The organism is Allobosea sp. P2_A10, from assembly GCF_056405115.1.
In genome coordinates, this window is record NZ_JBFUCS010000009.1 from 102,268 (window position 1) to 126,732 (window position 24,465).

The window sequence follows — 24,465 nt, forward strand, 5'->3', positions numbered from 1 at the left end:
GTTGACCGCCTTCTTCTGTTCAAAGCAGGGTCGCTATGATATTGTCTGCCAATTATCCACTTTTGTCGAACAGGCGCGCGGCGGATGACACGCAAAACGACGAAGTCCCCAAAGACCAGCAGCAGCGCGGCTCCCACCCGTGGCAATCGGATCGTCCGAGACAGAAAGACCGGGGCATTCAAAGGGGTCGCGGCCGAGGTGATGAAGACAGCGCAAGCCTCCGGATTCTTGAACGACAAGGGAAGCCGTATTACCGGACGCGTCAGCAAAGCACTGGTCGAACAGGCGAAGCGCCGGACGGGCATCACAGAAAACACGCAGCTGATCGAGTTCGCCCTCGCCAACCTGGCGCTTGACGACAACTTCGCCGAGGTGTTCGCGAGCGTGAAAGGTGCTGTAGACCCCGACGTCAAGCTCGGCTTCTGAGCGTGCCGGATTTCGACTTCCGGTCCGCCGCGCGCCTGGCGCGGCATAGCTCGGCCTTATCGCGCCGCGTGGACGCAGACCTGCCCTTTCTGACAACATCACATCTGGCTGGCCCCGGAATCCTTCTCGATACCAGCGTCTATATCGATCAGTTGCAGGGTCGATCGGGCATGCTGGTCGAAACGCTGATTGCGAGCAGGCACTGCTATCACTCGGTCGTGGCGATCCAGGAACTGATGCATACCGTCGGCGTTCTGGACCCAAGCCATGCGGGGACGACCGCTATCGTCAGCGCGATCGAGAGGCTCGTCTCGAGCATGCCGGCGCACCGCATAAGAGTCCCGGACGTGAACACGCTTGGCCGCGCGGCCGTCCTGTCGGGCGTTCTATGCCGTATCCAGGGCTATCAGTACGACCATCGTCGAAAGGCGCTTCAGGACTGCGTCCTGTTTCTCCAGGCCTACAAGGACGGGCTCACGGTCGTGACGAGAAACATCCGCGATTTCGACTACCTGCTCCAGCTTGTGCCGGAAGCCAGGGTTCTGATGTACCGATGAGCCGCAATTACTACCCTGCCCCGAACCGGACAAACCCCGGCAGCGCCTTGACCAGCGCCCCGAACGCCTCGCCGCGCACCTCGAAATTCGGGAACTGGTCGAAGGAGGCGCAGGCCGGCGAGAGCAGCACGGCGATCTCGCCCTCACCCGCTTTCGCCAACGCGTCGCGCGTCGCCGCCGCGACCGCCACGTCGAGCGTGCCGCTGCGCTCATAGGTCACGCGGCCATCATCGTCGAAGGTCGCGGCAAAGGCGTCGCTCGCCGCGCCGATCAGATAGGCCCTGGCGATGTTGGGGAAGTAGCGCCTGAGCGACTCGATGCCGCCCTCCTTCGCCTTGCCGCCAAGGATCCAGAAGATGTCGCGAAACGAGGTCAGGGCCTTCTCGGTCGAGTCGGCGTTGGTCGCCTTGGAATCGTTGATGAAGACGACGCGGCCGATGCGTCCGAGTTCCTCCATGCGGTGCGCCAGCCCCGGATAGCTCTTGAACCCGGCAGCGATCTCCTCGGGCGTCAGTCCGAGCGCGAAACAGGCGGCGAAAGCCGCCGCCGCATTCTGGGCGTTGTGCGAACCGCGAAGGGAGCCGATGCCGGCGAGGTTGGCGACGACCTTCGGCTTGCCGTTCCTGACCTGCACGATGCGGGTGTCGAGCTTGCCGACGTTCGCGGTGATTCCGGCGAAGACGCCCTCGTCGAGCGGCTGCTCGCCGCTGATCTTGACCAGCGGCCGGCCCGACGCCGCCCGCCGGCGCGCCATCTGCTTCGACGCCTCGTCATCGACGCCGATGACGGCGATGTCGGCGCTCGCGACCAGCCGCTCCTTGATCGCGCCGTACTGCTCGAAGGTGCCGTGCCGGTCGAGATGGTCCGGTGTCAGGTTCATCTGGATGCCGACGGTCGGCTTCAGCGAAGGTGCGAGGTCGATCTGGTAGCTCGAACATTCGACGACATGCACGCGGCTTGGCGAGGGCGGCTCCAGCGCCAGAACGGCGGTGCCGATATTGCCGCCCATCTGCACATCGCGGCCGGCGCTGCGCAGCACATGGGCGATCAGCGCCGTCGTCGTCGACTTGCCGTTGGTCCCGGTGACGCAGACGACCGGAGCAGCCGGGGCGCTCTTCGCACGCTCGCGGAAGAACAGTTCGATGTCGCCGATGATCTCGACGCCGGCCGCCTTCGCCTTCTCCACCGTCCAGTGCGGCACGGGATGGGTCAGGGGCACGCCGGGCGCCAGCACCAGCGCGGAAAAGCCCGCCCAGTCCGCGCCGGCGAGATCGACAATGGCAATGCCCTCCGCCGCAGCCTTGTCTCGGCCCGCCTGACTGTCGTCCCAGCAAACGACATCGCAGCCACCGGCCCTGAGCGCGCGCGCGGTCGCCAGCCCCGAGCCGCCGAGCCCAAACAGCGCGACCCTGCGGCCTGCGAAAACCGTGACGGGCGTCATCCGGGCATAATGCCGAAAAGTGGGAACCGGTTTTCGGACGACATCATGCCCTTCCTTTTCAGCGCAGCTTGAGCGTCGAGAGGCCGACGAGAGCCAGCACCACCGAAATGATCCAGAACCGGATCACAACCTGCGGCTCGGTCCAGCCCAGCTTCTCGAAATGATGGTGGATGGGGGCCATCAGGAAGACGCGCTTGCCGGTGCGTTTGAACACCGCGACCTGGATGATCACCGACATCGCCTCGACCACGAACAGCCCGCCGACGATGGCGAGCACGATCTCATGCTTGGTCGCGACAGCGATGACGCCGAGCAGGCCGCCAAGCCCCAGCGAGCCGGTGTCGCCCATGAAGATCTGGGCCGGCGGGGCGTTGAACCAGAGGAAACCGAGGCCGGCCCCGATCATCGCGCCGCAGATGACCGACAGTTCGCCCGCGCCAGGCACATGGTGGATCTGCAGGTAGTTGGCGAAAATCGCGTTGCCGGTGAGATAGGAAATGAAGCCGAAGGTCGCCGCCGCGATCATGACCGGCACGATGGCGAGCCCGTCGAGCCCGTCGGTGAGGTTGACCGCATTGCCCGCGCCGACGACGACGAAGGAGGTCACCAGCGGAAAGAGCAGGCCCAGCGGCACCACCATTTCCTTCAGGAACGGCATAGCGAAGCCCGACGAAATCCCGACAGGCCCGAGCTGCATGATCAGCGTGCAGGCGACGAGCGCGATCGCGACCTCCAGCGTCAGCCGCGCCTTGCCCGAGAAGCCCTTGTGGGACTGCTTGGTGACCTTCAGGAAGTCGTCATAGAAGCCGATCGCGCCGTAGCTCGCGGTGACGCCGAGCACGACCCAGACATAGGGGTTGCGCAGGTTGCCCCAGAGCAGCGTCGCGGCGAACAGGCCGGACAGGATCATCAGCCCGCCCATGGTCGGGGTGCCGCGCTTGGCGAGATGCGATTCCGGCCCGTCGGTGCGAATCGGCTGGCCCTTGCCCTGCTTGAGCCTGAGCCAGGAGATCGCGGCTGGCCCGAAGAAGAACACGAACATCAACGCGGTGGCGGTCGCCCCGCCGGCGCGGAAAGTGATGTAGCGGAACACGTTCAGGACCGGGAACGTGCCCGAGAAATCGGCCAGCCAGACGAGCATTGCTTTGTCTCTCGTTCTTATTCGTCAGCCGGTGCGTTCGGGAAGCGCGCCACGACCGCCTTGACGATCGGCCCCATGCGCGAGCCCAACGATCCCTTGACCGTGACGACATCGCCGGCCCGGATCGCTTCCAGCACGAGCGATTCAAGCCCGCTCGCGTCGTCGGCATAAGCGCCCCTGAGGGCGGATGGCAAGCCGTCATAGAGCCCGCGCATCAGCGGCCCGCAGGCGAAAACCTTGTCGATGCCGGCCACGACGATCGGCTCGGCCAGCCCCAGATGCAGTTCCGGCCCGCGCGGGCCGAGCTCCAGCATGTCGCCCAGCACGGCAATGCGGCGGCCCCGGCCCGACACCGGAATCCGGCCGAGATTCTCGATCGCGGCCCGCATCGAGGCGGGGTTGCCGTTGTAACTCTCGTCGAGCAGCGTGAACGGGCCACCCGGGCCCTGCAGGATCTGGCGCGCGCCGCGTCCGGCCGGCGGCACGAGATCGGCCAGCGCCAGCGCGGCCAGCGCAAGATCGGCCCCGAGCGCCGAGACGGCAGCGAGAACACTGAGCGAATTCAGCACGATATGCTTGCCGGGGCTGCCGAGCTCATAGGTCACGGATTGACCGAACGCGATCGCATCGACCGTCGAGACATCGGCCTTGAGCGCGCAGGAGACGAGCCGGACATCGGCGTTTGCGCTCTCGCCGAAGCTGATGATCCGCCCGGCCGGGCTTTGCTCCGCGAACCTACGCAACAACCCACTCTGGGGAATGTCGGCATTGATGATCGCGGTGCCACCGGTCTTCAGGCCCGAGAAGATCGCGGCCTTCTCCTCGGCGATGCCCTCGATCGAGGCAAAGGCCGCCAGATGCACCGGCTGCACCGTGGTTACGATCGCGACATCGGGCGTCACCAGTTTCGCCAGCGGCAGGATTTCGCCGGGATTGCTCATCCCGATCTCGTAGACCGCGTACGCCACCGAAGCCGGGGTCCGGCACAAGGTCAGCGGCACGCCCCAATGGTTGTTGTAGGAGGCGACGGGCGCATGGGTCTCGCCCTGTCGCGACAGCACCAGGCGCAGCGCCTCCTTGGTGCCGGTCTTGCCGACCGAGCCGGTGACGCCGACGACGCCGGCCTTGAGCTGCGCCCGGCGCGCCATGCCGGCCTGCTCCATCGCCTTCAGCACATCGGGCACGACGGCATAGGGCCCAGCGCCGGTGAATTCGGCGGCATGCGCTTCGTCGATCACGGCAAGTGCTGCGCCCTTGCCCAGCGCGCCCGCGACGAAGCCGTGCCCGTCGCGCGCCTCGCCCTGGATCGCGAAGAAGGCATCACCGGTGGCCAGCGTGCGGGTGTCGATCGAGATGCCGGTAACAACTGCCAGCGGCGCGCCGACAAGCCTGCCGGCCATGGCCGCGACCAGATCCTCGCCGGTCCAGAGTGGCGCGCTCATCCTGCGATCTCCGCGATAGCCGTCCGCACCACGTCGTGATCGGAAAACGGATAGGTCCGGTCGCCGATGATCTGGCCGGTTTCATGGCCTTTTCCGGCCACGACCAGAACATCGCCGGGCGCGAGCATGGCGACGGCCGCCTTGATCGCCTCGGCCCGGTCGCCGATCTCGCGCAATTTCGATGACGCCGCCATCACCTCGGCGCGGATCGTGGCGGGGTTCTCGCTGCGCGGATTGTCGTCGGTGACGATGGCGATATCGGCCTTTTCCGCCGCGATCGCGCCCATCAGCGGGCGTTTGCCCTTGTCGCGGTCGCCGCCGCAGCCGAACACGCAGATCAGCTTAGCCGTCGCATAGCCGCGCAAGGTCGACAGCACGGCCGCCAGCGCATCGGGCTTGTGGGCGTAGTCGACCACGACGAGCCCGCCATGGACTTCGCCGACGCGTTCGAGCCGCCCGGCGACGCCGGTCAGCCCCGAGATCGCCTGAAGCGACGCGACGCCGTCCTCGCCCGTCGCAATCGCAAGCGCAGCCGCGACCAGCGCATTGCCGGCCATGAAATCACCGACCAGCGGCAGCGTCACCGCGAGCTCCCGGCCGTCGACGGCGATCCTGAGTTGTTGCGAGAAGCCATCACGCACGCTGTCGACCAGCCTGATCGTCTCACCTTGACGGCCAATCCCGATCAGCGGATGGCCGCCCGCTTGGGCTGCCGCCGCAGCCTCGACCGCATAGGGCTCGTCTCGGTTGATCACGACGGGCGCGCCCTTCGGCAACAACTCCCAGAGCCGCATCTTGGCGGCGAGGTAGTCGGCGACCGTCGAATGGTAGTCCATATGGTCGTGGCCGAGATTGAGGAAGGCTCCGGCCTTGAGGCGCACGCCGTCGAGCCGGCGCTGGTCGAGCCCGTGCGAAGAGGCTTCCATGGCGAGATGCGTGACGCCCTGCCCCGCCAGCCCGTCGAGCGAGGCGTGCAGCGAGAGCGGGTCGGGCGTTGTCAGCGAGCCGTAATCGGCGCCTTTCGCCGTCACCACGCCGATGGTGCCGAGGCTCGCAGCCTCATGCCCCAGCGCCTGGAAGATCTGGCGGGTGAAGTCCGCGACCGAGGATTTGCCGCTGGTCCCGGTCACCGCGACGATGGTGCCGGGCTGGCGCGGATGCACGACAGCCGCAGCCAGCGACAGGGCCAGCCGCGGATCGCCGACCTGCGCGAAGGCGATGGTCGGGTCGAGATCGGCCGGGCGCGGCTGCGCGGAGACGATGGCCGACGCGCCGCGCGCCACGGCGTCCGCGATGAAGCGCGCGCCATCGGCCTTCGCGCCGTTCAGCGCGACGAAGACTTCGCCTGCCGCCACCTTGCGGCTGTCGAAGGCGACGCCGGAGACGGTACGGCCCGCATCGTCCGGGAAAGCCCCGGGAAAGAGCAGGCCAAGGCTCAAGGGTTGGGTCATCGTCGTTTCGCTATCGCCCCGGCGGCCTCGCGGCAAGTCTCGCCCTCGCGGCAAGCCTCAGCGCGTGCCCCAAGCCCCAAGTTTCGCCATCAGCGGGAACGGCGCGACCGGCGGCTCGAAGCGCGGCGGCAGGCCGAGGATCGGCGCCGTGCGCTCGATCACCTTGCCGGTGGTGACGCCGGCGTTCCAGGCGGCGGTCGAATAGCCGCCGCTTTCGGCATAGCCCTTGGGCTCGTCATAGATCGAGAGGAACAGGTATTTCGGCTTGTCGGAGGGGGCGATCGCCGTGAAGGTCGTGAAGTTGCGGTTCTTGGCGTAGCGCCCGTTGATGACCTTCTCGGCCGTGCCGGTCTTGCCGCCGACGAAGTAGCCGGCGATGTCGGCCTTGCGGGCCGAGCCCTTCTCGCCGTTGAGGCGCATGATGAAGCGCATCGCCTCCGACGTTTCCGGCTTGATCACCCGGACGCCGGTCTTCTTGGCGTCTTCCTCGGAGCGTTTCAGGAAAGTCGGCGTCATCAGCGTGCCGCCATTGACCAGCGCGCCGACGGCGGCCATCGCCTGGATCGGCGCGACCGCGAGGCCATGGCCGAAGGCGATCGTCGCCGTGTTGATCTCGCCCCAGCGCCCCGGAACGATCGGGGCCGCGCTTTCCGGCAACTCGGTCTGCATCCGGTCGAGCTGCATCATCTTGCGCAGGAAGGCCTTGTGGCCCTCGACGCCGACCGAGAGCGCCATCTTGATCGAACCCATGTTCGACGAATGCAGGAACACCTCCGGCACCGTCAGGGTCCGCCCCGTGCCGTGATATTCCTTGATGACCTGCCGGCCGAAATGCATCGCCCCGCCAGCCGTCGAATAGCTCGAATTGATCGTGGCCTTGCCGGAATCCAGCGCCATCGCGATGGTCAGGGCCTTGAAGGTCGAGCCCATCTCGTAGACGCCGACATTCATCCGGTTGATCCGGTCTTTCTCCTGCGCATCGACAGGATTGCCCGGATCGTAGTCGGGCAGCGACACCAGAGCGAGCATTTCGCCGGTGTTGACGTCCATGATCGCGCCTGCCGCCGCGATGGCGCGGAATTTCTCCATGCCCTTCACGAGTTCGTCGCGCAGCGCATGCTGGACGCGCAGGTCGATCGAGAGCTGGATCGGCTTCAGGTCGGAAGCCTGCGTCGCAAGCCCCGCCCCGTTCAGATCCTGCAGGCCCTGCGAGTCGATGTATTTCTCCATCCCGGCGATCCCGACATTGTCGATGCTGGCGAAGCCGAGCACATGGGCGGCGGCCGGGCCGTTCGGGTAAACCCGCTTGTTCTCGGGCACGAAGCCGACGCCGGGAATGCCGAGCCGGTGCACTTCGACCTGTTGGCGCGGTGTGATCTCGCGCTTGACCCAGACGAAACCCTTCTTGGTGTTGAGCTTGTCGCGCAGATCCTTGGCGTCGAGATCGGGCAGGACGGCGGTCAGGAGTTCGGTCGCCTCGTCCTTGTCGAGGATCTTGCGTGGCTCGGCGAAGACCGAGACGGTGCGAATGTCGGTCGCCAGCACCGTGCCGCTGCGGTCGATGATATCGGGCCTTGCCGCGGAGATCGCGTTGGAGGTGGCGCGGCGCAGTCCGACCTGCTCGTTGGGCAGCGTCCCGAGCATGACGAGCCGGCCGGTGATGGCGATGAACAGACCGGAGAAGGCGAGGATGACGAGGCCGACGCGCGGCTGGCTCTTCTCGCCGCTCATCCGGAAGATGTCGCGCAGCAGCGCGAAGCGCCGGCGCGGCGCGGCGGCCTCCGCGACAGGCGTGCTGTCGGCGGCAGCGTGGGTCTCGCTCATGGCCGGCCTCCGGGCGTGGTGCCGCTCGCCTTGCGGTCTTTCGGGGTTTCCGTCGGCAGGCCGAGACCGAGATCCTCGAGCTTGCGGCCGATGGCGTCGACCTTGGGACCGCGATTGGGGATGTCGGAGGCGCGCACCACCTGCGTCACCGCGAAGGGCTGCAGGTCGAGATGGCGGTCGGCCAGCGTCTGCAGCCGGTCGGGCCGGTTGAGGAACTGCCATTCGGCCTTGAGCACGGCGATGGCGTCGCGCTCGCGCTGCGCCTTGGCCTTGAGCTTCTGAAGCTGCTCGGCCTCCAGCGTGGTCTCGTATTTGATCGTGTAGGCGTAGACCGCCGAGGAGACGAGCGCGCCGATCGCCAGCACATGAAGCAGCTTGATCATGCTCAGGGCCTCCGTCTGGCTTGCGGCTCGGGCACGGTCGCGAGCGCGGTCAGATCCGGTTCGGCGGGACGCGCCGCGGTTTCGGTGCGTTCGGCTGCGCGCAGTTTTGCCGAGCGCGCGCGGGGATTGGCCCGCATTTCGGCCTCCGACGGCGCGATCGGCCCGCGGCTCACGAGTGTGAAGGTCGGCTCGGCAACACTGACGGCCGGCGCGTGGCGCGAGCCGGCGGGCGTGCGCCCCGAGCGCGCCGCCATGAACTGCTTGACGATGCGGTCTTCGAGCGAATGGAAGGTCACGACGACCAGTCGGCCGCCGGGCTTCAGCGCCACTTCGGCCGCATGCAGCGCCCGCACCAGCTCGCCGAGCTCGTCATTGACCGCGATGCGCAGCGCCTGGAACGTCCGCGTCGCCGGATGCGCCCCGCCCGGCTCGCCGCGCACGATGCCGGCGACGAGATCGGCCAGCTGCTTGGTCGTCTCCAGCGGAGCCTTGCGGCGGGCTTCGATGATGGCGCGGGCGACCGCACGGGACCGGCGCTCCTCGCCGTAATGGTAGATGATGTTGGCGAGCAGGCCTTCCTCGGCCTCGTTGACGAGGCTGGCGGCGCTTGGACCATCGGCCCCCATGCGCATGTCGAGCGGCCCGTCGAAGCGAAACGAGAAGCCGCGCTGCGCTTGGTCGATCTGCATCGACGAGACGCCGATATCGAGCACGACGCCGTCGAGCGGCGTCATCTGGAAGCGCTCGGCCTCTTCGGCGAGCTCGCCGAAGCACGCCTGCGCCAGCGTCAGCCGGCCAGCCATCGCCGAGACCAGATCGGCCCCGCCTGCAATCGCGCTCGGGTCACGGTCGAGCGCGAGCAGGGTCGCGTCGGGCGCGGCATCGAGTATGGCGCGAGCATAGCCGCCCGCCCCGAAGGTGCCGTCGAGGTAGCGCCCGCCCGGCTGCGGCGCGAGCGCCTGCAGGACTTCGTCCAGCAGGACCGGAACATGCCGGGCGTCTCCGTCGACCATTGCGTCAGGCCTCGGCCCTCGCTTCATTGCGTCGCGCCCCCCGACGCCGCCGGAGCCAGAGACTGAGAGCCGAGCGCGCGCTTGACGTCGCGCAGGCGCGTCCGCGCCGTCTCCAGATGCGCCTCGAAACGCGCCGGCTCCCAGATCTGGAACTTGTGGCCATGACCCACGAAGGTCACGCTGTCGCCGATGCCGGCATGCGCCTTCAGGGCGTCGCTGAGCATGATGCGCCCCTCCGGATCGACCTTCAGCACCTCTGACGCGCCGTTCAGCGCCGTCGAGAGCAGCTCCCATTCGTCCGAAAAGGGCGAGAACCGCGCCAGGATATCGTCGATCGTCGCGCGCAGCGCGTGTCCGCCGGCATCCAGCGCCGGCAGATCCAGCGTGCGGTGAACGTAGAGCCCCTCGTAGCCGTCCCTGGCGAGGACCGAGCGGAAGCTTGCGGGAATGGAGACGCGACCCTTGGCGTCGAGCCGGTTGGTGAAGTTCGAGACGAAGCGGTCCATCAACGCCGCCTCCCGGCCTGCTCTCCACACACCAATCCGGCCTCGACATGGCCGAAAACGAGACCTCCCGTCGAAGCAGGCAAAGCGCCGTCATCGACCGAAATCCGTGCGGCACACGGACCCTGATCTGACTATCGCCTGCCGGTTTCGACGGGATGATTTGGGATAGCATGGGTTCCCATGGGCGTCAATGGAATCGCGCGCGTCAACACCCTGACGCAAGCTCTCGCCTGCATCACACGCTGTTAAGGTTAAGTATCCGTAAGCATGCGCGGATTCGCGCTGCGAAGGCGTCTGCGCCGTCGCATGGGCCTCGCCGGATCGCTATCCGTGCGAGAAAATAATTCTGCTAGCGCTCGGCTGCCGGCCCGGCCGCCGTCAGCAGCGCCTCGCGCAACACCTGCAGTTGGTCCTTGAGTGGCCCGCCTGCCTCGAGCGCAGTCCCGATCGCGCCGCCCATCTGCTCGGGCACGCAACGCCCCTTATCGCGCAGGCCGTCACCCTGCGGCGTGAGATGGATCTGCACCTGGCGCTCGTCTTCGCGGCTGCGCTGGCGGCGGATCAGGCCGGCCGCCTCCAGCCGCTTGAGCAGCGGCGTCAGCGTGCCGGAATCAAGCATCAGTCGCTCGCCAAGCGCCTTGACGGTCAGCCCGTCACATTCCCACAGCACCAGCATGACCAGATATTGCGGATAGGTCAGGCCGAGTTCGGCCAGTACCACCCGGTACATCCGATTGAAGGCATGCCCCGCGAGATAGACGGCAAAGCAGAGCTGGTCGTCGAGCCGGGGCACGGGCCGCTCCGCATCCATCATGTCGATCATGGCCGCTCCAGACCCCGCCCGCCGCGCATCCCGTCACCTCAACCGGAATAGACCGGGAGGCGCAATCAACTCCGCGTGAGCCATTAATTCATCGTTGACAATTCAATTGTGCACTATCTAAATTGAGGACGCAAGGATGAAGGATCGGTCGCAATGGCCGGCCGGTTTCAAAGGAGACATCCCATGAAAATTCTCTACACCGCCCATGGTTCCGCCACCGGCGGCCGCGAAGGCAAGGCCGCCACCGATACGGGCAATGTCGATCTCGTTCTCAACACCCCGAAGGAACTCGGCGGCGGCGGCGGCGAGGGCACCAATCCCGAGCAGCTTTTCTCGATCGGCTATTCCGCCTGCTTCCTCGGCGCGCTGAAATTCGTCGCCGGCAAGGAGAAGGTGACGATCCCGGCGGACGCCAAGGTCTCCGCCGATGTCGGCATCGGCCCGCGCGATGATGGCGAGGGCTTCGGCATCGCCGTGAAGCTCACCATTTCCGTGCCGGGCGTCGACAAGGCCGTGGTCGAGGACCTCGTCCAGAAGGCCCACATCGTGTGCCCCTATTCGCATGCGACCAAGGGCAATATCGACGTCGACCTTAAGGTCGCGTGATCGAGCAGCTCGGCTGAATTCTGGCGTCGGCCGCATTGGCCGCAATTTGCTCCGGTGAGTCGGCTGGAGCGATGCGTGAGAACCGGAGCGGAGCGGACTGATGTCCGTGAGCACCGGAAGCGCAGCGCATCGCTTCAGGCGGCCGCCGGGGTAGAATTGCCAGCCGGCCTGTAAGCCGGGTTCTGGATGGCCGGAGGATCGCTCCCCCGACGTGACGGCCATTCCTCTGGGACGCGCATCGCTGCGCGCCTCGAGCAACCAACCCGGACGACCAGGCCCGGAAAAGGCCCCTTCCCGCTTGCGCGAAAAGCATCGTCCCTATTCGGTTTTGCTCCCGGTGGGGCTTGCCATGCCGTCCCCGTTGCCGGGTCCGCGGTGCGCTCTTACCGCACCTTTTCACCCTTACCTGCCTCTGCAGCTTGCGCTGCTACGGCACGGCAAGCCCGAGGGCCTGTCGCGCCGAAGCCCCGAAGGGCGAAGGCGGGCGGTTCGATCTCTGTGGCGCTTTCCCTGGGGTTGCCCCCGCCGGACGTTATCCGGCACCGTTTTTCCGTGGAGCCCGGACTTTCCTCCCCCAGAAGAACCTGAATCCTTGCGGGAGCGGCCGTCCGGCCGACTGGCGCGTGGGCTAGTGCGCGCTCGCACGGCCTGCGTCAAGCCACCTCTCAGCTGCGGGCGTTGATCGTCCGGACCTTGGCGCAGTAGGTCCGGTTGGCGCCGCTCATGCGATCGGTCATATGGCCGCTCTGATACTTCATCACGGTGCGGCAGGTATCGCCGCCGGCGAGCCTGTAGGCCTGCGCCAGATATTTCATGCCGAAGCGGGCATTGGTCTCGGCATCGAGCAGGCCGCCGGCGCCGCCGGAATAGCCCATGCCGCGCGCAGTCTGGTGGCGGATCTGCATGAGCCCGAGATTGCCGGCATGGGCAGCGCGGGGATTGTAGCGGCTCTCGATCCGCACGACCGCATCGGCCAGAGCGAAGGGCACGCCATTGGCGGCGGCGTGGCGGGCGACGATCGCCTTGAGACCGTCCGACCCGGCGGGAGCCGCTAAAGCACGGCTTGCGTGACCGGCGCTCTTGTCGCCCTCGACCGGCGCGGCGCTCATCGCCTTCGGCGCGGCCTCGGCTTTCGACGGGCCCTCGCCGGCCTGCTCGGCCGCCTTCTGCCGCGCGATCTCGGCATCCTTCACGATGAAGGCCAGCGCATCTTTTTCGTCGTTGATGGATTCGGCATGGACCGAGTGAATTCCGGCGAGGCAAATCGCGAGCGCGGCAACGCCGCCGCTGGTGGTATATCGCATGGTCGACTGGACCCTTCATTCCGAAACATGGCTGAGGGGTCGAGGCAAATGACCAGTAAATAAGGCCATAATCTGACACACCCGTAAAACAAAACTATGCTTGATTACCCTCAACAGGAAATTGAACGCTATTTATCGATTGAGTAGTCATCATGTATTCAGGCAACGCCTACCCAACGCCAGGTTGCATTGACGCAGCGCCGGCACGCCGCCAAATCATTGCCCCATTGCCGTCGCATTTGCCGGTCGCAGTGCGGTTTGGTCGTCGCAAAACGCCACGCGGGCCAAAACCGCGCTCGCTGACCTGTCCGGCGCAGTCATTTCCAGCTAGTCTCGTCCTCGAACGCCGCGCCGGGAGTCGTCGCAAACATGGTTTCGTCATTCTGGGGAGCGCTGGGCGGCGGCGGGCTTGGCCTGGCGCTCGGCGGCCCGCTCGGCGCGCTGATCGGCGCGCTTGCCGGCCATGTGCTGGTCGACCGCGAAGGCGCGCTGTTTGGGCCGCCGCCGCGCGAACTGATCTTCACCACGGGGCTGGTGGCGCTCGCCGCCAAGATGGCGCGCTCGGACGGCGTCGTGACCCGCGACGAGGTCGCGGCCTTCCGGCGCATCATCACCGTACCGGCGGACCAACAGGCGCATATCGAGAGCCTGTTCGATCTCGCCAAGCAGACCAGCGCCGGCTTCGAGGCCTATGCGACGCAGATCGCGGAGGCGTTCCGCGACGAGCCGGCCCTGCTTGAGGATGTGCTCGACGGCCTTTTCCTGATCGCGGCGGCCGATGGCGCGATCCACGAGGCGGAACACGCCTATCTGCGCGATGTCGCCGCCATCTTCGGCATTGCCGAAAGCGGCTTTGCCCGCATCGAATCGCGCCATATGCGCCGGCCCGACGACCCTTATCTCGTGCTCGGCGCGAGCCGCGACATGGACGACGCGACGCTGAAGCGCCACTATCGCCGCCTCGTCGCGGAGAACCACCCCGACCGCCAGATCGCGCGCGGTCTGCCGGAGGAAGCGGTAGCGATCGCGACCCGGCGTCTGGCCGCCATCAACGCCGCCTGGGACGTGATCGAGAAGGAGCGCGGGCTCGCGCTCAGCCTGTCGCGCGAACCGGCATGAGCGACGACACGATGGCCGACCGGGTGGGCGAGGCAACCTCCGCAAGCTCGCCGGCGCAGCCCGACAGCCGTTTCGCCGCGAAGATCTTCCCCTCGCCCAACCACGGCGCACGCAGGATCGGCGGCGCCGAGCCAATGGACGGCGCTCCGCTGCGCCGACCCGACATGCTGATCCTGCATTACACCGGCATGAGCGATGCGGGCGCGGCGCTGCAATGGCTGTGCAACCCGGTTTCGCAGGTCTCGTCGCATTATTTCGTCTTCGAGAACGGCCATACGCTGCAACTCGTGCCCGAAGCGCGGCGCGCCTGGCATGCAGGCAGCTCGCACTGGGCCGGCGAGACCGACATCAATTCCTGCTCGATCGGCATCGAGATCGCCAATCCCGGCCATCCCGGCGGCCTGCCCGAGTTTCCGCCTGAACAGATCGCCGCCACGCTGAACCTGTGCCGCGACATCTGCGAACGCTGGTCGATCCCGCCCGAACGCGTGCTCGCCCATTCCGACATCGCGCCCGGCCGCAAGATCGATCCCGGCGAGAAATTCCCGTGGGCGCATTTTGCCGAAGGCGGTGTCGGCGTCTGGACGAGGCCCGCCCCGATCGGCGGAGGGCGCTTCCTGGCGCGCGGCGATGGCGGCCAGCCGGTCGAGGCGCTGCAGGCGATGTTTGCGATGCTCGGCTATGGCGTCGCGGTCGATGGCGTCTTTGACGAAAAGCTGGAGGCAATCGTCGCCGCATTCCAGCGCCACTGGCGGCCGGGAAAGGTCGACGGCGTCGCCGACGCGTCGACGATCACGACACTGCGTGACCTGTTGGCAGCGACGCAAGGCGCGCGGGTGGCGTAGCCCTGCTGCAACCAGCAGATTGCAAGAGCCGATGACGTTCGGTAATGCTTGCGTCTGTGTCGAAGCGTAGGCGTGCGTGGATGGCCCTGGATCACGATCGCAATTCTCCCGAGAGAAGCATTGCGCTGTGCCTGTCGGGGGGCGGCCTGCGGGCGACCTTCTTTCATCTCGGTGTGATCACCGCATTGCGCGAGGCAGGCCTGCTAGGCAATGTGAGGGAGGTATTCTCGGTTTCGGGCGGCAGCATCACGGCAGGTCATCTGGCGCTCAACTGGTCGAAATATACCGGCTCCGACAAGGATTTCCGCATCGCCTGCGACGAGCTTCGCGCGATCGGCGACTGGGATATCCGCAACCGCGTCATTCGCCGCTGGGTGCTCGGCGGTTTCCTGCTGCTGCCCTACTGGGCGAAGCTCGGCCGCACGGAATTGCTGCAGGGCCAGTACGAAAGGCTCTTCGGGCGCAAGACGCTTCGTCAGTGCGAGGAGGGCAACCCCGACGCGCCGAAGTTCCATATCCTGGCCACGAGCTTCAACACCGGCGACCTGTGCAGCTTCAGCGAAGACGTTTTCTCGATCCACAACGAAGGCACGAATGACGACGGCGATCCGACCTGGGCGCGGCCAACGAACTACGCGGCCGACAATGTCAGGTTGAGTCTGGCGGTGGCGGCGTCGAGCGCCTTTCCGCCGCTGTTTCCGCCGATTCGCCTGACCTGGGACAGGATTGGCGCGTCGTCCGACGGGGCTTTCAACGCGATCGCCCTGACGGATGGCGGCGTCTACGACAATCTCGGCTTCGACAAATTCGTTGCGCTCGAAGGCGACGCCCCCCGCGAAGCGATCGACACGGTCGTGGTCAGCGACGCCGGCGGCGCCTTCAACGCCTCGATCCGCAACGATTTCTCCGGCGTCTTCGCCCGCAATGTCCGCGCCACCGACGTGCTGATGCGCCGCACGGCCAAGGCGACGCTCGCCCGGATGCGCGAGATGCGGAGCCGGCGCGACGTTCTCTATGTGCCGATCGGCCAGATCGTAGACGCGTCCGACGCCCTGGTGACCACGCAGACGCGGCTGCAGAACATCCGCACCGACCTCGACCGGTTCTCGAAGGCGGAAATCGCGCTCCTGGTGGATCATGGCCGCAACGTCATGGACGCCACGATGGAGCAAACGGGGCTGGCGTCGCGGCCGGCTACTATACTCCCACGGGGGTCTGGGGATGAGGCCGAAGCGTCCGAGGAACTGGCCCGGCAGGGCGGCGTAACGCGCGCCCGGCTTTTCGACGAACGGGACTGGGCGTCCTACGTCCTGCTGGCGGTCGCGGCGACCATCGCGATCCTGCTCATGTCGTTCGCGAGAGGCACTTACGATTGGTATGCCGTTTATCGGGACGAGAAGGAGCAGTTCGCAGTCAACCGCACGAAAACTCTGGAAAAGGACAGGGAGATCGTCAGGTTGGAGGCCGAGCTCGATGGGTACCGTCAGCAGCCCGTCGATATCTCCCAGACGATACGCCCGCCGACGCCTTCCGGGACCGGTGCCACCGGACCTCAACCGGACGGCGGCGACTTGCCTTCGCGCCCCGGCCGCCCCCGTCCTCCCGAGCCGCAGAGCGTCGATCGCACGAAATACATCGTATGGACCCAGTTCGCAGGAGCGCTGACGCGCGAGCAGATGAAACTGTTCGGTTCCCAGTTGATCGGGCTAAAATGGAACGCGCCGGGCGCGGCCGAGGGCGGCGAGCGGACGCCGAACGCAGCCAGGCTGAACGAGGTTCGCTACCGCTCGCCCGACGAGAGGGACGCAGCCCAGCAACTTGCGGACGACATTAACGCCCTCAAGATCGTTCCGACCACGGTCGTGACCAAGCAACTCGGCATCCTTCCGCGGAACTCGCTCGAAATCTGGATCAGCAAGTGACCCCGCGCCCTTCCGCCACCTTGCCGTGAAGGAACCCGCGAAGGACCTGCGATTCTGGCGTTGTCCAAGCCAAGGATGCGATCGACGCTTTCGGCTATAAGCGGCCCGCCTCGATCCGATCGAGGCGCTCAGGCGGGAATAGGTCTCAGGCGGCCTCCGCCGTCTCGCCCATCCGTTCCTTCAGCCTCAGGCCGACGGCGACGATCGCCTGGATCGCCGGCATCAGCTCCTGGCCGAGATCGGTCAGCTCGTACTCGGCCGAGGGTGGCGAACTCGCCACGACGCGTCGCTCCAGCACGCCCTTCTGTTCGAGATCGCGCAGGCGTTCGCTCAGCATCTTGGCCGAGATCAGCGGCATGTCGCGGCGCAGTTCGCCGAAGCGGCGCGGTCCGGCGCTGAGATACCAGATCAGGTTCGGCGTCCAGGCCTTGCCGAGAACGCGCATGCAGGTGCCGACCGCGCAGGTCGGCGGCGGCGTCACGGCCCGGTTCTTCCGCAGTTTGAGCACCATGCGAGCCTCCCGAACCGGTTACCTTATGGATACCGGAAAACACCGTAACCGGACGTTACCGAGTATACAAAAGTTATCTCTCCGCTTACCCCTGTCGCACCGCCAACACGGAAACGACGGCCATGAAGCTCTACTACTCTCCGGGAGCCTGCTCCCTTTCGCCCCACATCGCCCTGATCGAGGCCGGCCTGCCCTTCACGCTGGACAAGATCGACAACAAGGCCAAGAAAACCGAGAACGGCGCCGATTTCTACGCGGTCAATCCGCGCGGCTATGTGCCCGCGCTGGAACTCGATAACGGCGAGGTGCTGACCGAGGGCGCCGCGATCGTCCAGTACATCGCCGACCTGAAGCCTGAGGCCGAACTCGCGCCAAAGCCCGCGACGCTGGCCCGCGCCCGGCTGCAGGAAGAGCTCAATTTCCTTGCCTCGGAGCTGCACAAGGGCTTCTTCCCCCTGTTCAATCCGGCCAGCAGCGAGGACGAGAAAGCCCCGGCCCGGAAGGCGCTCAGCCGGCGCTTCGACAATGTCGAGGCGAAGCTGGCCGACGGTCGTCCCTATCTGCTGGGCGAGCGCTTCAGCGTCGCCGACGGCTATCTCTTCACCATCACCAACTGGGCCGGGCATGTCGGCTTCCCGCTCGACCCTTGGCCGAAACTGCAGGCTTTCATGGCAAAGATGGCGACGCGCGCCAGCGTCCAGCAGGCGATGCGCGCCGAAGGCCTGATCCAGTAGGATGGACCCGCGCTTCGCCGAGATCGTCGAAAGCCTCGGGCTCTATTTCGACGGGCTGCACCACAGCGATGCGGCCCTTCTGGGCCGTGTCTTTCACCCGCAGGCGATCTATGCCTGCGCCAGCGAGGGCAGCCTGACCCATCTGACCATGGACGCCTATCTGCCCATCGTAGCCGCCCGCGCCTCTCCCGCGAGCCGGGGCGAGGCCCGCCACGACGCGATCCTGTCGATCGCGTTCGCGGGGCCGGTGACTGCGCTGGCACGGGTCGCATGCGCCATCGGCGAGAAGCGCTTCACCGACATCCTGAGTTTCGTGAAGCTCGACGGGCAATGGCGCATCATCGCCAAGGTCTTCCATTTCGACATCGCCGCGCCGTCGCCCTGACGGCGAACCCCAGAGCGTGCTGTTTTGTCCCGGAAGCACGCCGTCATCCTGGGCGCACGCAGGGCGTCCCGGGATCCATCGTAGGGCGCTGCGCCTTACGATGGATCCCGGATCTGCGCGGCTTCGCCGCTTGTCCAGGATGACGCGGTGCTTCCGTGTGAAAAGAGCACGGTCTGGAATCGAACCTGTCGTCAGACGATCTTGATCGACAAATCCGGCAGGCCCTCGAGCTTGCACAGGATCACGTCGCCCTTGACCACCGGCCCGACATTTTCAGGCGTGCCGGAATAGATGATGTCGCCGGCCTTGAGCTCGAAGGCTTCCGACAGCTTCGAGATCTGCTCGGCGACCGACCAGATCATGTGCTGCAGGCTGGCGTTCTGCTTGGTCACGCCATTCACCGCGAGCGAGATCGCGCCTTTGGTGAAATGCTGGACGGTCCCGACCGGGTGGATCGGGCCGACCGGCGCGGAGCGGTCGAAGCTCTTGCCGATCTCCCAGGGCTTCTTCTCGTCGCCGAGCGCGCGCTGGAGATCGCGCCGCGTCATGTCCAGCCCAAGCGCATAGCCGAAGACGTGGTCGAGCGCCTTGTCCATCGGGATGTTGCGCCCGCCCGATTTCAGCGCCGCCACGAGTTCGACTTCGTAATGATAGTTCTTGGTCAGCGAGGGATAGGCGTGGTCGGCGACTTCGCCTGGCATCACGATCTGGATCGCGTCGGTCGGCTTCTGGAAGAAGAACGGCGGCTCGCGCGTCGGATCCGAGCCCATCTCGCGGGCATGGGCGGCATAGTTGCGGCCGATGCAGTAGATCCGGCGGACCGGGAACACCTCCTGCGAACCGACGATCGGGATGGTGGTCTGGGCGACGGTGAAGGGCGTCTTCACGGCGGCCACGGGTTGGGCCTGGGCGGTGCTGGCGGCAAGCGTGGCGGCGGCTCCACCGGTGCCCAGCATGGTGCGGCGTGTGATCTTCATGGCAAATCTCCCTTGAGGACCGGCCCTCGCTCGGGGCCGCTTTCGTCCGGCTTCGACGCCATTGCGCCGTGCCGGATCAGGAGATTAGTCAACAACCATAAACCGGACGAAACAAGGGCCGCGACGCGGTCTGCGTCGCGGCCCTTGCGGCAAAACACCTGTGCCCGGGCTGATCAGCCCTTCACGCTCTTGACCGTCTCGGCGACGTTCTTGCCGAAGGCCTCGGCCGTGGCGAGGTCGCCGGGATACATGTCGTCGACGCCGCCATCCGAGGGCGAGGCCGTCATCAGGCCGCCGAAGGAACCGACATAGTTGAGGTCGTTGCGGGTCGCGGCCTTGCTGTTGGACGGCATGATGCCGGTGCCGGTCCAGAGCATGCCGTGCTGCAAGGCGAGCGTGATCAGGGTGTGCAGCGTCGAGAACTTGTCGCCGTTCATCGTCGCCGAATTGGTGAAACCGGCCGCGATCTTGCCCTTCCAAGCCTGGGTGTACCAGGGCTTGCTGGTGGCATCGGCGAACTTTTTGAACTGCCAGGAGACGTTGCCCATATAGGTCGGCGAGCCAAAGACGATGCCGTCGGCGGCCGCCAGCGTAGCCCAGGCCGCCTCGGGAACATTGCCCTCGGCATCCACGGCGATGAGTTCCACGGTTGCGCCGGTCGAGGCCGCGCCCTTCTGGACGTGCTCGGCCACCTTCTTGGTGTGGCCGTAGCCGGAATGGAAGACGATGGCGATGCTGGTCATGGTTGCCTCTGTCGGAACGATTGCGTTGCGTGGCGACAACATGTTGCAGCGCGGCGAGGGCTTCAATGCCCGCGCCATTGCGGTTGCGCAGGATCGGTCTGGCGCTGCGGCAATGAAGCGCCCGCAGCGACTTTGCGCGTCAGCCCAGCGGCTTGATGAAGACGATCAGCCCGTCGAGGCCGCGTCCCATGTCGCGCCAGCCATGGGCGAGGTAGAAGCGCTCGGCGCGCGTGCCGGCGGCCGTCGTCAGGCTGGCCTGCCGGTGGCCGGCAGCGATCAACCGCCCCAGCGCAGCATCGAGCAGCGCCCGGCCATGCCCGCGCCCCTCGAAAACGCGATCGATGAACAGCGCCCAGATATAGCCGGACTGATGGTTGGCGCAGGTGAAGCCCGCGACCTCGCCGGCCTCCTCGCTGACGAGGAAGACCGCCTGCTCCATATACCAGGCAACCTCTTCCGCACTGACCTTCGACGGGTCGGAGAGAACGTTCTCGGTGACGGCGTTCCTGATCGCGTGGATGCGCGCCAAATCGGAAGGCTTGGCCGCGCGAATGCTCACTCGGCCGCTTCCAGCCGATAGGCCGACGGCTCGTAGTTCAGGATCGGCGAAAGCCAGCGCTCGACTTCGTGGATCGCCATGCCCTTGCGCGCCGCATAATCCTCGACCTGGTCGCGCTCGACCTTGGCCACGCCGAAATAATAGGCGTCCGGATGCGAGAGATACATGCCCGAGACCGACGACCCCGGCCACATCGCAAAGCTCTCCGTCAGCTTGACGCCGACGCGGCGCTCGGCCTGCAGCAACTCGAACAAAGTCGCCTTCTCGGTATGGTCGGGCTGGGCCGGATAGCCCGGAGCGGGCCTTATGCCGCGATACTCCTCGCGGATCAGCTCCTCATTGGGCAGGTTCTCGTCTGGCGCATAGCCCCAGAACTCGGTGCGGGCCTTCTGGTGCATGCGCTCGGCGAAGGCCTCGGCGATGCGGTCGGCCAGCGCCTTGACCATGATTGAACGGTAATCGTCATTGTCGCGGGCGAAGCGCTCGGAGATGCGCTCCTCCTCCGCGCCGGAGGTGACGACGAAGGCCCCGACATAATCGGGCCGCTCGATGCCCTCGGGCGCAAAGAAATCCGACAGACACATATTGGGCTTGCCGTCGCGCTTCGAGAGCTGCTGGCGCAGTCCGTGGAAGGTCGCAAGTGTCTCCTGCCGGCTCTCGCCGGTGTAGAGCCGGATATCGTCTCCGACCGCATTGGCCGGCCAGAAGCCGACGACGGCCTTGGGGTTGAACCAGCGCTCCTCGACGATGCGCTTCAGCATCACTTGGGCATCCTCGAAGAGCGCGCGCGCCGCCTCGCCCTGCTTCTCATCGTCGAGAATGGCCGGATAACGCCCCTTCATCTCCCAGGTCTGGAAGAACGGAGTCCAGTCGATAAGCGGCACGAGATCGGCGACGTCATAGGTCCGGAAGACGCGCGTGCCGAGGAAGCTCGGCTTGGGCGGCATGTAGTTCGACCAGTCGGCCTTGAAGGCGTTGGCGCGCGCCTTAGCCAGCGGCAGGCGCTGCTTGTCGGCCTCCGAGCGGCGATGCGCGGCGGCGACCTTGGCGTATTCCGCCTGGATGCCCTCGATATAGGCCGGCTTCTGGTCCTGCGAGAGCAGGCTGGACACCACGCCCACCGCGCGCGAGGCGTCGGTGACATAGATCGTCTGGCCCTTGTTGTAGGCGGGATCGATCTTCACCGCCGTATGCACGCGGCTCGTCGTCGCGCCGCCGATCAGCAGGGGGATGTCGAAGCCCTCGCTCTCCATCTCGGAGGCGACGGTGACCATCTCGTCGAGCGAGGGCGTGATCAGCCCCGACAGCCCGATGATGTCGACCTTCTCCTTGCGCGCGGTGTCGAGGATCTTCTGCGTCGGCACCATGACGCCGAGATCGATGACCTCGTAATTGTTGCACTGGAGCACGACGCCGACGATGTTCTTGCCGATGTCGTGGACATCGCCCTTCACCGTCGCCATCAGCACCTTGCCGGCGGCCGAGCGCTCGCCGCCCCCGTTCAGGCGCTTCTCCTCATCCATGAAGGGCATCAGATAGGCCACCGCCTGCTTCATCACGCGGGCCGACTTCACCACCTGCGGCAGGAACATCTTGCCCGCGCCGAACAGGTCTCCGACCACGTTCATGCCGGCCATCAGCGGGCCCTCGATCACGTGAAGCGGCTTCTCGGCCTTCGCCCGCGCCTCCTCGGTGTCGAGGTCGATGAAGGCGGTGATGCCGTTGACCAGCGCGTATTCCAGCCGCTTCTCGACGTCGCTCTCGCGCCAGGCCATGTCCTTGCCGGAGACCGCAACCGAGCCGTCGCCCTTGAAGCGCGGCGCGGCGTCGAGCAACCGCTCGGTCGAATCCTTGCGGCGGTTGAGGACGACATCCTCGCAGAGCTCGCGCAATTCAGGATCGAGCCCGTCATAGGAGCCAAGCTGGCCCGCATTAACGATGCCCATATCCATGCCGACCTTGATGCAGTGGTACAAAAAGACCGAATGCATGGCTTCGCGGACTTTTTCGTTGCCGCGGAAGGAGAAGGACAGGTTCGAGACGCCGCCCGAGATATGGGCGTGCGGCAGGGTCTCGCGGATCGCTTTGGTGGCCTCGATGAAATCGTTGCCGTAATTGTCGTGCTCCTCGATGCCGGTCGCCACCGCGAAGATGTTCGGATCGAAGATGATATCCTCGGGCGGAAAGCCGATCTGCTCCGTCAGCAGCTTGTAGGCGCGCGTGCAGATATCGATCTTGCGCTGGAAGGTATCGGCCTGCCCAGTCTCGTCGAAGGCCATGACGACGACGGCCGCGCCATAGTTGCGGCAGATGCGGGCATGTTCGAGGAAGGCGGCCTCGCCCTCCTTCATCGAGATCGAATTGACGATCGGCTTGCCCTGGATCGTCTTCAGCCCGGCTTCGATGACATGGAATTTTGAGGAATCGACCATGATCGGCACGCGGCTGATATCCGGCTCCGAGGCAATCAGGTTGCAGAATTCGGTCATCGCAGCCTGCGAATCCAGCAGGCCCTCATCCATGTTGATGTCGATGACCTGCGCGCCGTTGGCGACCTGGTCGCGCGCGACGTCGAGCGCGGCGGCGAAATCGCCGTCCTTGACGAGCTTGCGAAAGCGCGCCGAGCCGGTGACGTTGGTGCGTTCGCCGACATTGACGAAGGGGATGGTCTCGTCGAGCGTGAACGGCTCCAGCCCCGCCAGCCTGAGATAGCGCTTGATCTCCGGCACTTTGCGCGGCGCCTTGCCGGCGACGGCCTGCGCGATGGCGCGGATATGGTCGGGCGTCGTACCGCAGCAGCCGCCAACGACATTGACCAGGCCCGCATCGGCGAACTCGGCCAACATGCCGGCCGTCGCCTCCGGGCTTTCGTCATACAGGCCGAACTCGTTGGGCAGGCCGGCATTGGGATAGGCGCAGATCAGCGTGTCGGCGACGCGCGACAGATCCTTGATATGGGCGCGCATCTCGCGCGCACCGAGCGCGCAGTTGAGGCCGACCGTCATCGGGCTGGAATGGCGGATCGCGTTCCAGAACGCTTCGGTGGTCTGGCCCGACAGGGTGCGGCCCGACAGATCGGTGATCGTGCCGGAGATCATCACCGGCAGGCGCAGGCCCTTCTCGCGAAACACGTCCTCGATCGCGACGATCGCGGCCTTGGCGTTCAACGTGTCGAAGATCGTCTCGACCAGCACCAGCTCCGAGCCGCCATCGATCAGGCCGCGCACCTGCTCGGCATAGGACTCGCGGACCTGGTCGAAGGTCACGGCCCGGAAGCCAGGATTATTGACGTCGGGCGAGATCGAGAGCGTGCGATTGGTCGGGCCGACCGCACCCGCGACGAAGCGGCGGCGGCCATCGGCCTTCTGCGCCAGCATCGCGGCTTCACGCGCCAGTTTCGCGGATTCGACGTTCAGCTCATAGGCCAGCGCCTCCATGCCGTAATCGGCCTGGGCGATCTGGGTCGAGGAGAACGTGTTGGTCTCGACGATGTCCGCGCCCGCCATGAAATAGGCGAGGTGAATGTCGCGGATCGCCTCGGGCTGCGTCAGCACGAGCAGGTCGTTGTTGCCCTTGAGGTCATGGTTCCAGCCCTTGAAGCGCTCGGCCCGGAACTCGGCCTCCGAGAGTTTCAGATTCTGGATCTGCGTCCCCATCGCGCCGTCGAGCACGAGGATGCGCTCCGACGCGGACTGGCGCAGAGCGCGTTCGATCTCGGCGCCATCGACGGGGGTGGGCTTGAAATCTGTCATC

At 66.1% G+C, this 24,465-nt stretch carries 23 protein-coding genes and 1 other RNA gene; 8 read left to right on the forward strand and 16 right to left on the reverse strand.

The annotated features are described in order from the left end of the window. The first annotated feature begins 84 nt into the window (after nucleotides 1-84). Both AC1DZY_RS14710 and AC1DZY_RS14715 read left to right on the forward strand, forming a co-directional pair. Nucleotides 85-426 carry a hypothetical protein gene (locus AC1DZY_RS14710; protein ID WP_476820865.1) on the forward strand — a complete coding sequence of 114 codons (342 nt, stop codon included), beginning with the start codon at nucleotides 85-87 and terminating at the stop codon, nucleotides 424-426. Between the two features lie 2 nt (nucleotides 427-428). After that, nucleotides 429-983 carry a type II toxin-antitoxin system VapC family toxin gene (locus AC1DZY_RS14715; protein ID WP_476820866.1) on the forward strand — a complete coding sequence of 185 codons (555 nt, stop codon included), beginning with the start codon at nucleotides 429-431 and terminating at the stop codon, nucleotides 981-983. A gap of 10 nt (nucleotides 984-993) precedes the next feature. Here AC1DZY_RS14715 and murD read toward each other — a convergent pair whose 3' ends face one another. From murD to AC1DZY_RS14760, 9 genes are all read right to left on the reverse strand, one after another. Further along, complete coding sequence (murD, locus tag AC1DZY_RS14720; RefSeq protein ID WP_476820867.1) at nucleotides 994-2,424, reverse strand: UDP-N-acetylmuramoyl-L-alanine--D-glutamate ligase; 1,431 nt, start codon at nucleotides 2,422-2,424, stop codon at nucleotides 994-996. Nucleotides 2,425-2,482: 58 nt separating this feature from the next. After that, nucleotides 2,483-3,565, reverse strand: coding sequence for a phospho-N-acetylmuramoyl-pentapeptide-transferase (gene mraY / locus AC1DZY_RS14725; RefSeq protein WP_476820868.1), 1,083 nt, complete (start codon nucleotides 3,563-3,565; stop codon nucleotides 2,483-2,485). 17 nt (nucleotides 3,566-3,582) lie between these two features. Next, nucleotides 3,583-5,007, reverse strand: a complete 1,425-nt coding sequence (locus tag AC1DZY_RS14730) for a UDP-N-acetylmuramoylalanyl-D-glutamyl-2,6-diaminopimelate--D-alanyl-D-alanine ligase (RefSeq protein ID WP_476820869.1) — start codon at nucleotides 5,005-5,007, stop codon at nucleotides 3,583-3,585. Beyond that, the gene (locus AC1DZY_RS14735; protein ID WP_476820870.1) at nucleotides 5,004-6,458 is read right to left on the reverse strand and encodes a UDP-N-acetylmuramoyl-L-alanyl-D-glutamate--2,6-diaminopimelate ligase; all 1,455 of its coding nucleotides are present in this window, start codon (nucleotides 6,456-6,458) and stop codon (nucleotides 5,004-5,006) included. Before AC1DZY_RS14735 ends, AC1DZY_RS14730 begins: the two co-directional genes overlap by 4 nt. A 57-nt stretch (nucleotides 6,459-6,515) precedes the next feature. Continuing rightward, nucleotides 6,516-8,282, reverse strand: coding sequence for a peptidoglycan D,D-transpeptidase FtsI family protein (locus AC1DZY_RS14740; RefSeq protein ID WP_476820871.1), 1,767 nt, complete (start codon nucleotides 8,280-8,282; stop codon nucleotides 6,516-6,518). Beyond that, a complete protein-coding gene (gene ftsL, locus AC1DZY_RS14745) occupies nucleotides 8,279-8,665 on the reverse strand; it encodes a cell division protein FtsL (protein ID WP_476820872.1) in 387 nt (128 codons plus the stop codon). Before ftsL ends, AC1DZY_RS14740 begins: the two co-directional genes overlap by 4 nt. Before the next feature lie 2 nt (nucleotides 8,666-8,667). Further along, nucleotides 8,668-9,705, reverse strand: coding sequence for a 16S rRNA (cytosine(1402)-N(4))-methyltransferase RsmH (gene rsmH / locus AC1DZY_RS14750; RefSeq protein WP_476820873.1), 1,038 nt, complete (start codon nucleotides 9,703-9,705; stop codon nucleotides 8,668-8,670). After that, complete coding sequence (gene mraZ, locus AC1DZY_RS14755; protein WP_476820874.1) at nucleotides 9,702-10,184, reverse strand: division/cell wall cluster transcriptional repressor MraZ; 483 nt, start codon at nucleotides 10,182-10,184, stop codon at nucleotides 9,702-9,704. Before mraZ ends, rsmH begins: the two co-directional genes overlap by 4 nt. A 349-nt stretch (nucleotides 10,185-10,533) precedes the next feature. Then, entirely contained in the window at nucleotides 10,534-11,007 is a 474-nt protein-coding gene (locus AC1DZY_RS14760) for a MarR family winged helix-turn-helix transcriptional regulator (RefSeq protein ID WP_476820875.1), read from the reverse strand. Nucleotides 11,008-11,190: 183 nt separating this feature from the next. Here AC1DZY_RS14760 and AC1DZY_RS14765 point away from each other — a divergent pair, with 183 nt between their 5' ends. Continuing rightward, a complete protein-coding gene (locus tag AC1DZY_RS14765; RefSeq protein WP_476820876.1) occupies nucleotides 11,191-11,613 on the forward strand; it encodes an organic hydroperoxide resistance protein in 423 nt (140 codons plus the stop codon). 155 nt (nucleotides 11,614-11,768) lie between these two features. On the opposite strand, the gene rnpB is transcribed toward AC1DZY_RS14765, so the two are convergent. Next, nucleotides 11,769-12,233: RNase P RNA component class A (rnpB, locus tag AC1DZY_RS14770), an RNA gene on the reverse strand. Between the two features lie 45 nt (nucleotides 12,234-12,278). Next, on the reverse strand, nucleotides 12,279-12,917 hold the full coding sequence (locus AC1DZY_RS14775; RefSeq protein WP_476820877.1) for a transglycosylase SLT domain-containing protein: 639 nt from the start codon (nucleotides 12,915-12,917) through the stop codon (nucleotides 12,279-12,281). 369 nt (nucleotides 12,918-13,286) lie between these two features. On the opposite strand from AC1DZY_RS14775, the gene AC1DZY_RS14780 reads away from it, so the two are divergent. The 3 genes from AC1DZY_RS14780 to AC1DZY_RS14790 all read left to right on the forward strand — a co-directional run bounded on the left by AC1DZY_RS14780 (nucleotide 13,287) and on the right by AC1DZY_RS14790 (nucleotide 16,803). Then, the gene (locus tag AC1DZY_RS14780) at nucleotides 13,287-14,036 is read left to right on the forward strand and encodes a TerB family tellurite resistance protein (protein WP_476820878.1); all 750 of its coding nucleotides are present in this window, start codon (nucleotides 13,287-13,289) and stop codon (nucleotides 14,034-14,036) included. After that, nucleotides 14,033-14,881, forward strand: coding sequence for a peptidoglycan recognition protein family protein (locus tag AC1DZY_RS14785; RefSeq protein ID WP_476820879.1), 849 nt, complete (start codon nucleotides 14,033-14,035; stop codon nucleotides 14,879-14,881). The genes AC1DZY_RS14780 and AC1DZY_RS14785 overlap by 4 nt, the downstream gene beginning before the upstream one ends. Nucleotides 14,882-14,961: 80 nt before the next feature. Continuing rightward, nucleotides 14,962-16,803 (forward strand): patatin-like phospholipase family protein, encoded by a 1,842-nt coding sequence (locus tag AC1DZY_RS14790; protein WP_476820880.1) that lies wholly within the window; start codon nucleotides 14,962-14,964, stop codon nucleotides 16,801-16,803. 145 nt (nucleotides 16,804-16,948) lie between these two features. Here the strand turns inward: AC1DZY_RS14790 and AC1DZY_RS14795 are convergent, their stop codons facing one another. Continuing rightward, nucleotides 16,949-17,314 (reverse strand): winged helix-turn-helix transcriptional regulator, encoded by a 366-nt coding sequence (locus AC1DZY_RS14795; protein ID WP_476820881.1) that lies wholly within the window; start codon nucleotides 17,312-17,314, stop codon nucleotides 16,949-16,951. Between the two features lie 122 nt (nucleotides 17,315-17,436). Here AC1DZY_RS14795 and gstA point away from each other — a divergent pair, with 122 nt between their 5' ends. After that, nucleotides 17,437-18,048, forward strand: coding sequence for a glutathione transferase GstA (gene gstA / locus AC1DZY_RS14800; RefSeq protein WP_476820882.1), 612 nt, complete (start codon nucleotides 17,437-17,439; stop codon nucleotides 18,046-18,048). Nucleotide 18,049: 1 nt separating this feature from the next. After that, nucleotides 18,050-18,433: a nuclear transport factor 2 family protein gene (locus AC1DZY_RS14805; protein ID WP_476820883.1), complete on the forward strand. Its 384-nt coding sequence runs from the start codon at nucleotides 18,050-18,052 to the stop codon at nucleotides 18,431-18,433. A 191-nt stretch (nucleotides 18,434-18,624) separates the two neighbouring features. Here the strand turns inward: AC1DZY_RS14805 and AC1DZY_RS14810 are convergent, their stop codons facing one another. From AC1DZY_RS14810 to metH, 4 genes are all read right to left on the reverse strand, one after another. Next, on the reverse strand, nucleotides 18,625-19,410 hold the full coding sequence (locus tag AC1DZY_RS14810) for a fumarylacetoacetate hydrolase family protein (protein WP_476820884.1): 786 nt from the start codon (nucleotides 19,408-19,410) through the stop codon (nucleotides 18,625-18,627). Between the two features lie 173 nt (nucleotides 19,411-19,583). Next, the gene (locus tag AC1DZY_RS14815; RefSeq protein ID WP_476820885.1) at nucleotides 19,584-20,153 is read right to left on the reverse strand and encodes a flavodoxin family protein; all 570 of its coding nucleotides are present in this window, start codon (nucleotides 20,151-20,153) and stop codon (nucleotides 19,584-19,586) included. 139 nt (nucleotides 20,154-20,292) lie between these two features. Continuing rightward, on the reverse strand, nucleotides 20,293-20,712 hold the full coding sequence (locus AC1DZY_RS14820) for an N-acetyltransferase family protein (RefSeq protein WP_476820886.1): 420 nt from the start codon (nucleotides 20,710-20,712) through the stop codon (nucleotides 20,293-20,295). Next, nucleotides 20,709-24,464 (reverse strand): methionine synthase, encoded by a 3,756-nt coding sequence (gene metH, locus AC1DZY_RS14825; RefSeq protein WP_476820887.1) that lies wholly within the window; start codon nucleotides 24,462-24,464, stop codon nucleotides 20,709-20,711. The genes AC1DZY_RS14820 and metH overlap by 4 nt, the downstream gene beginning before the upstream one ends. Nucleotide 24,465: the final 1 nt, after the last annotated feature.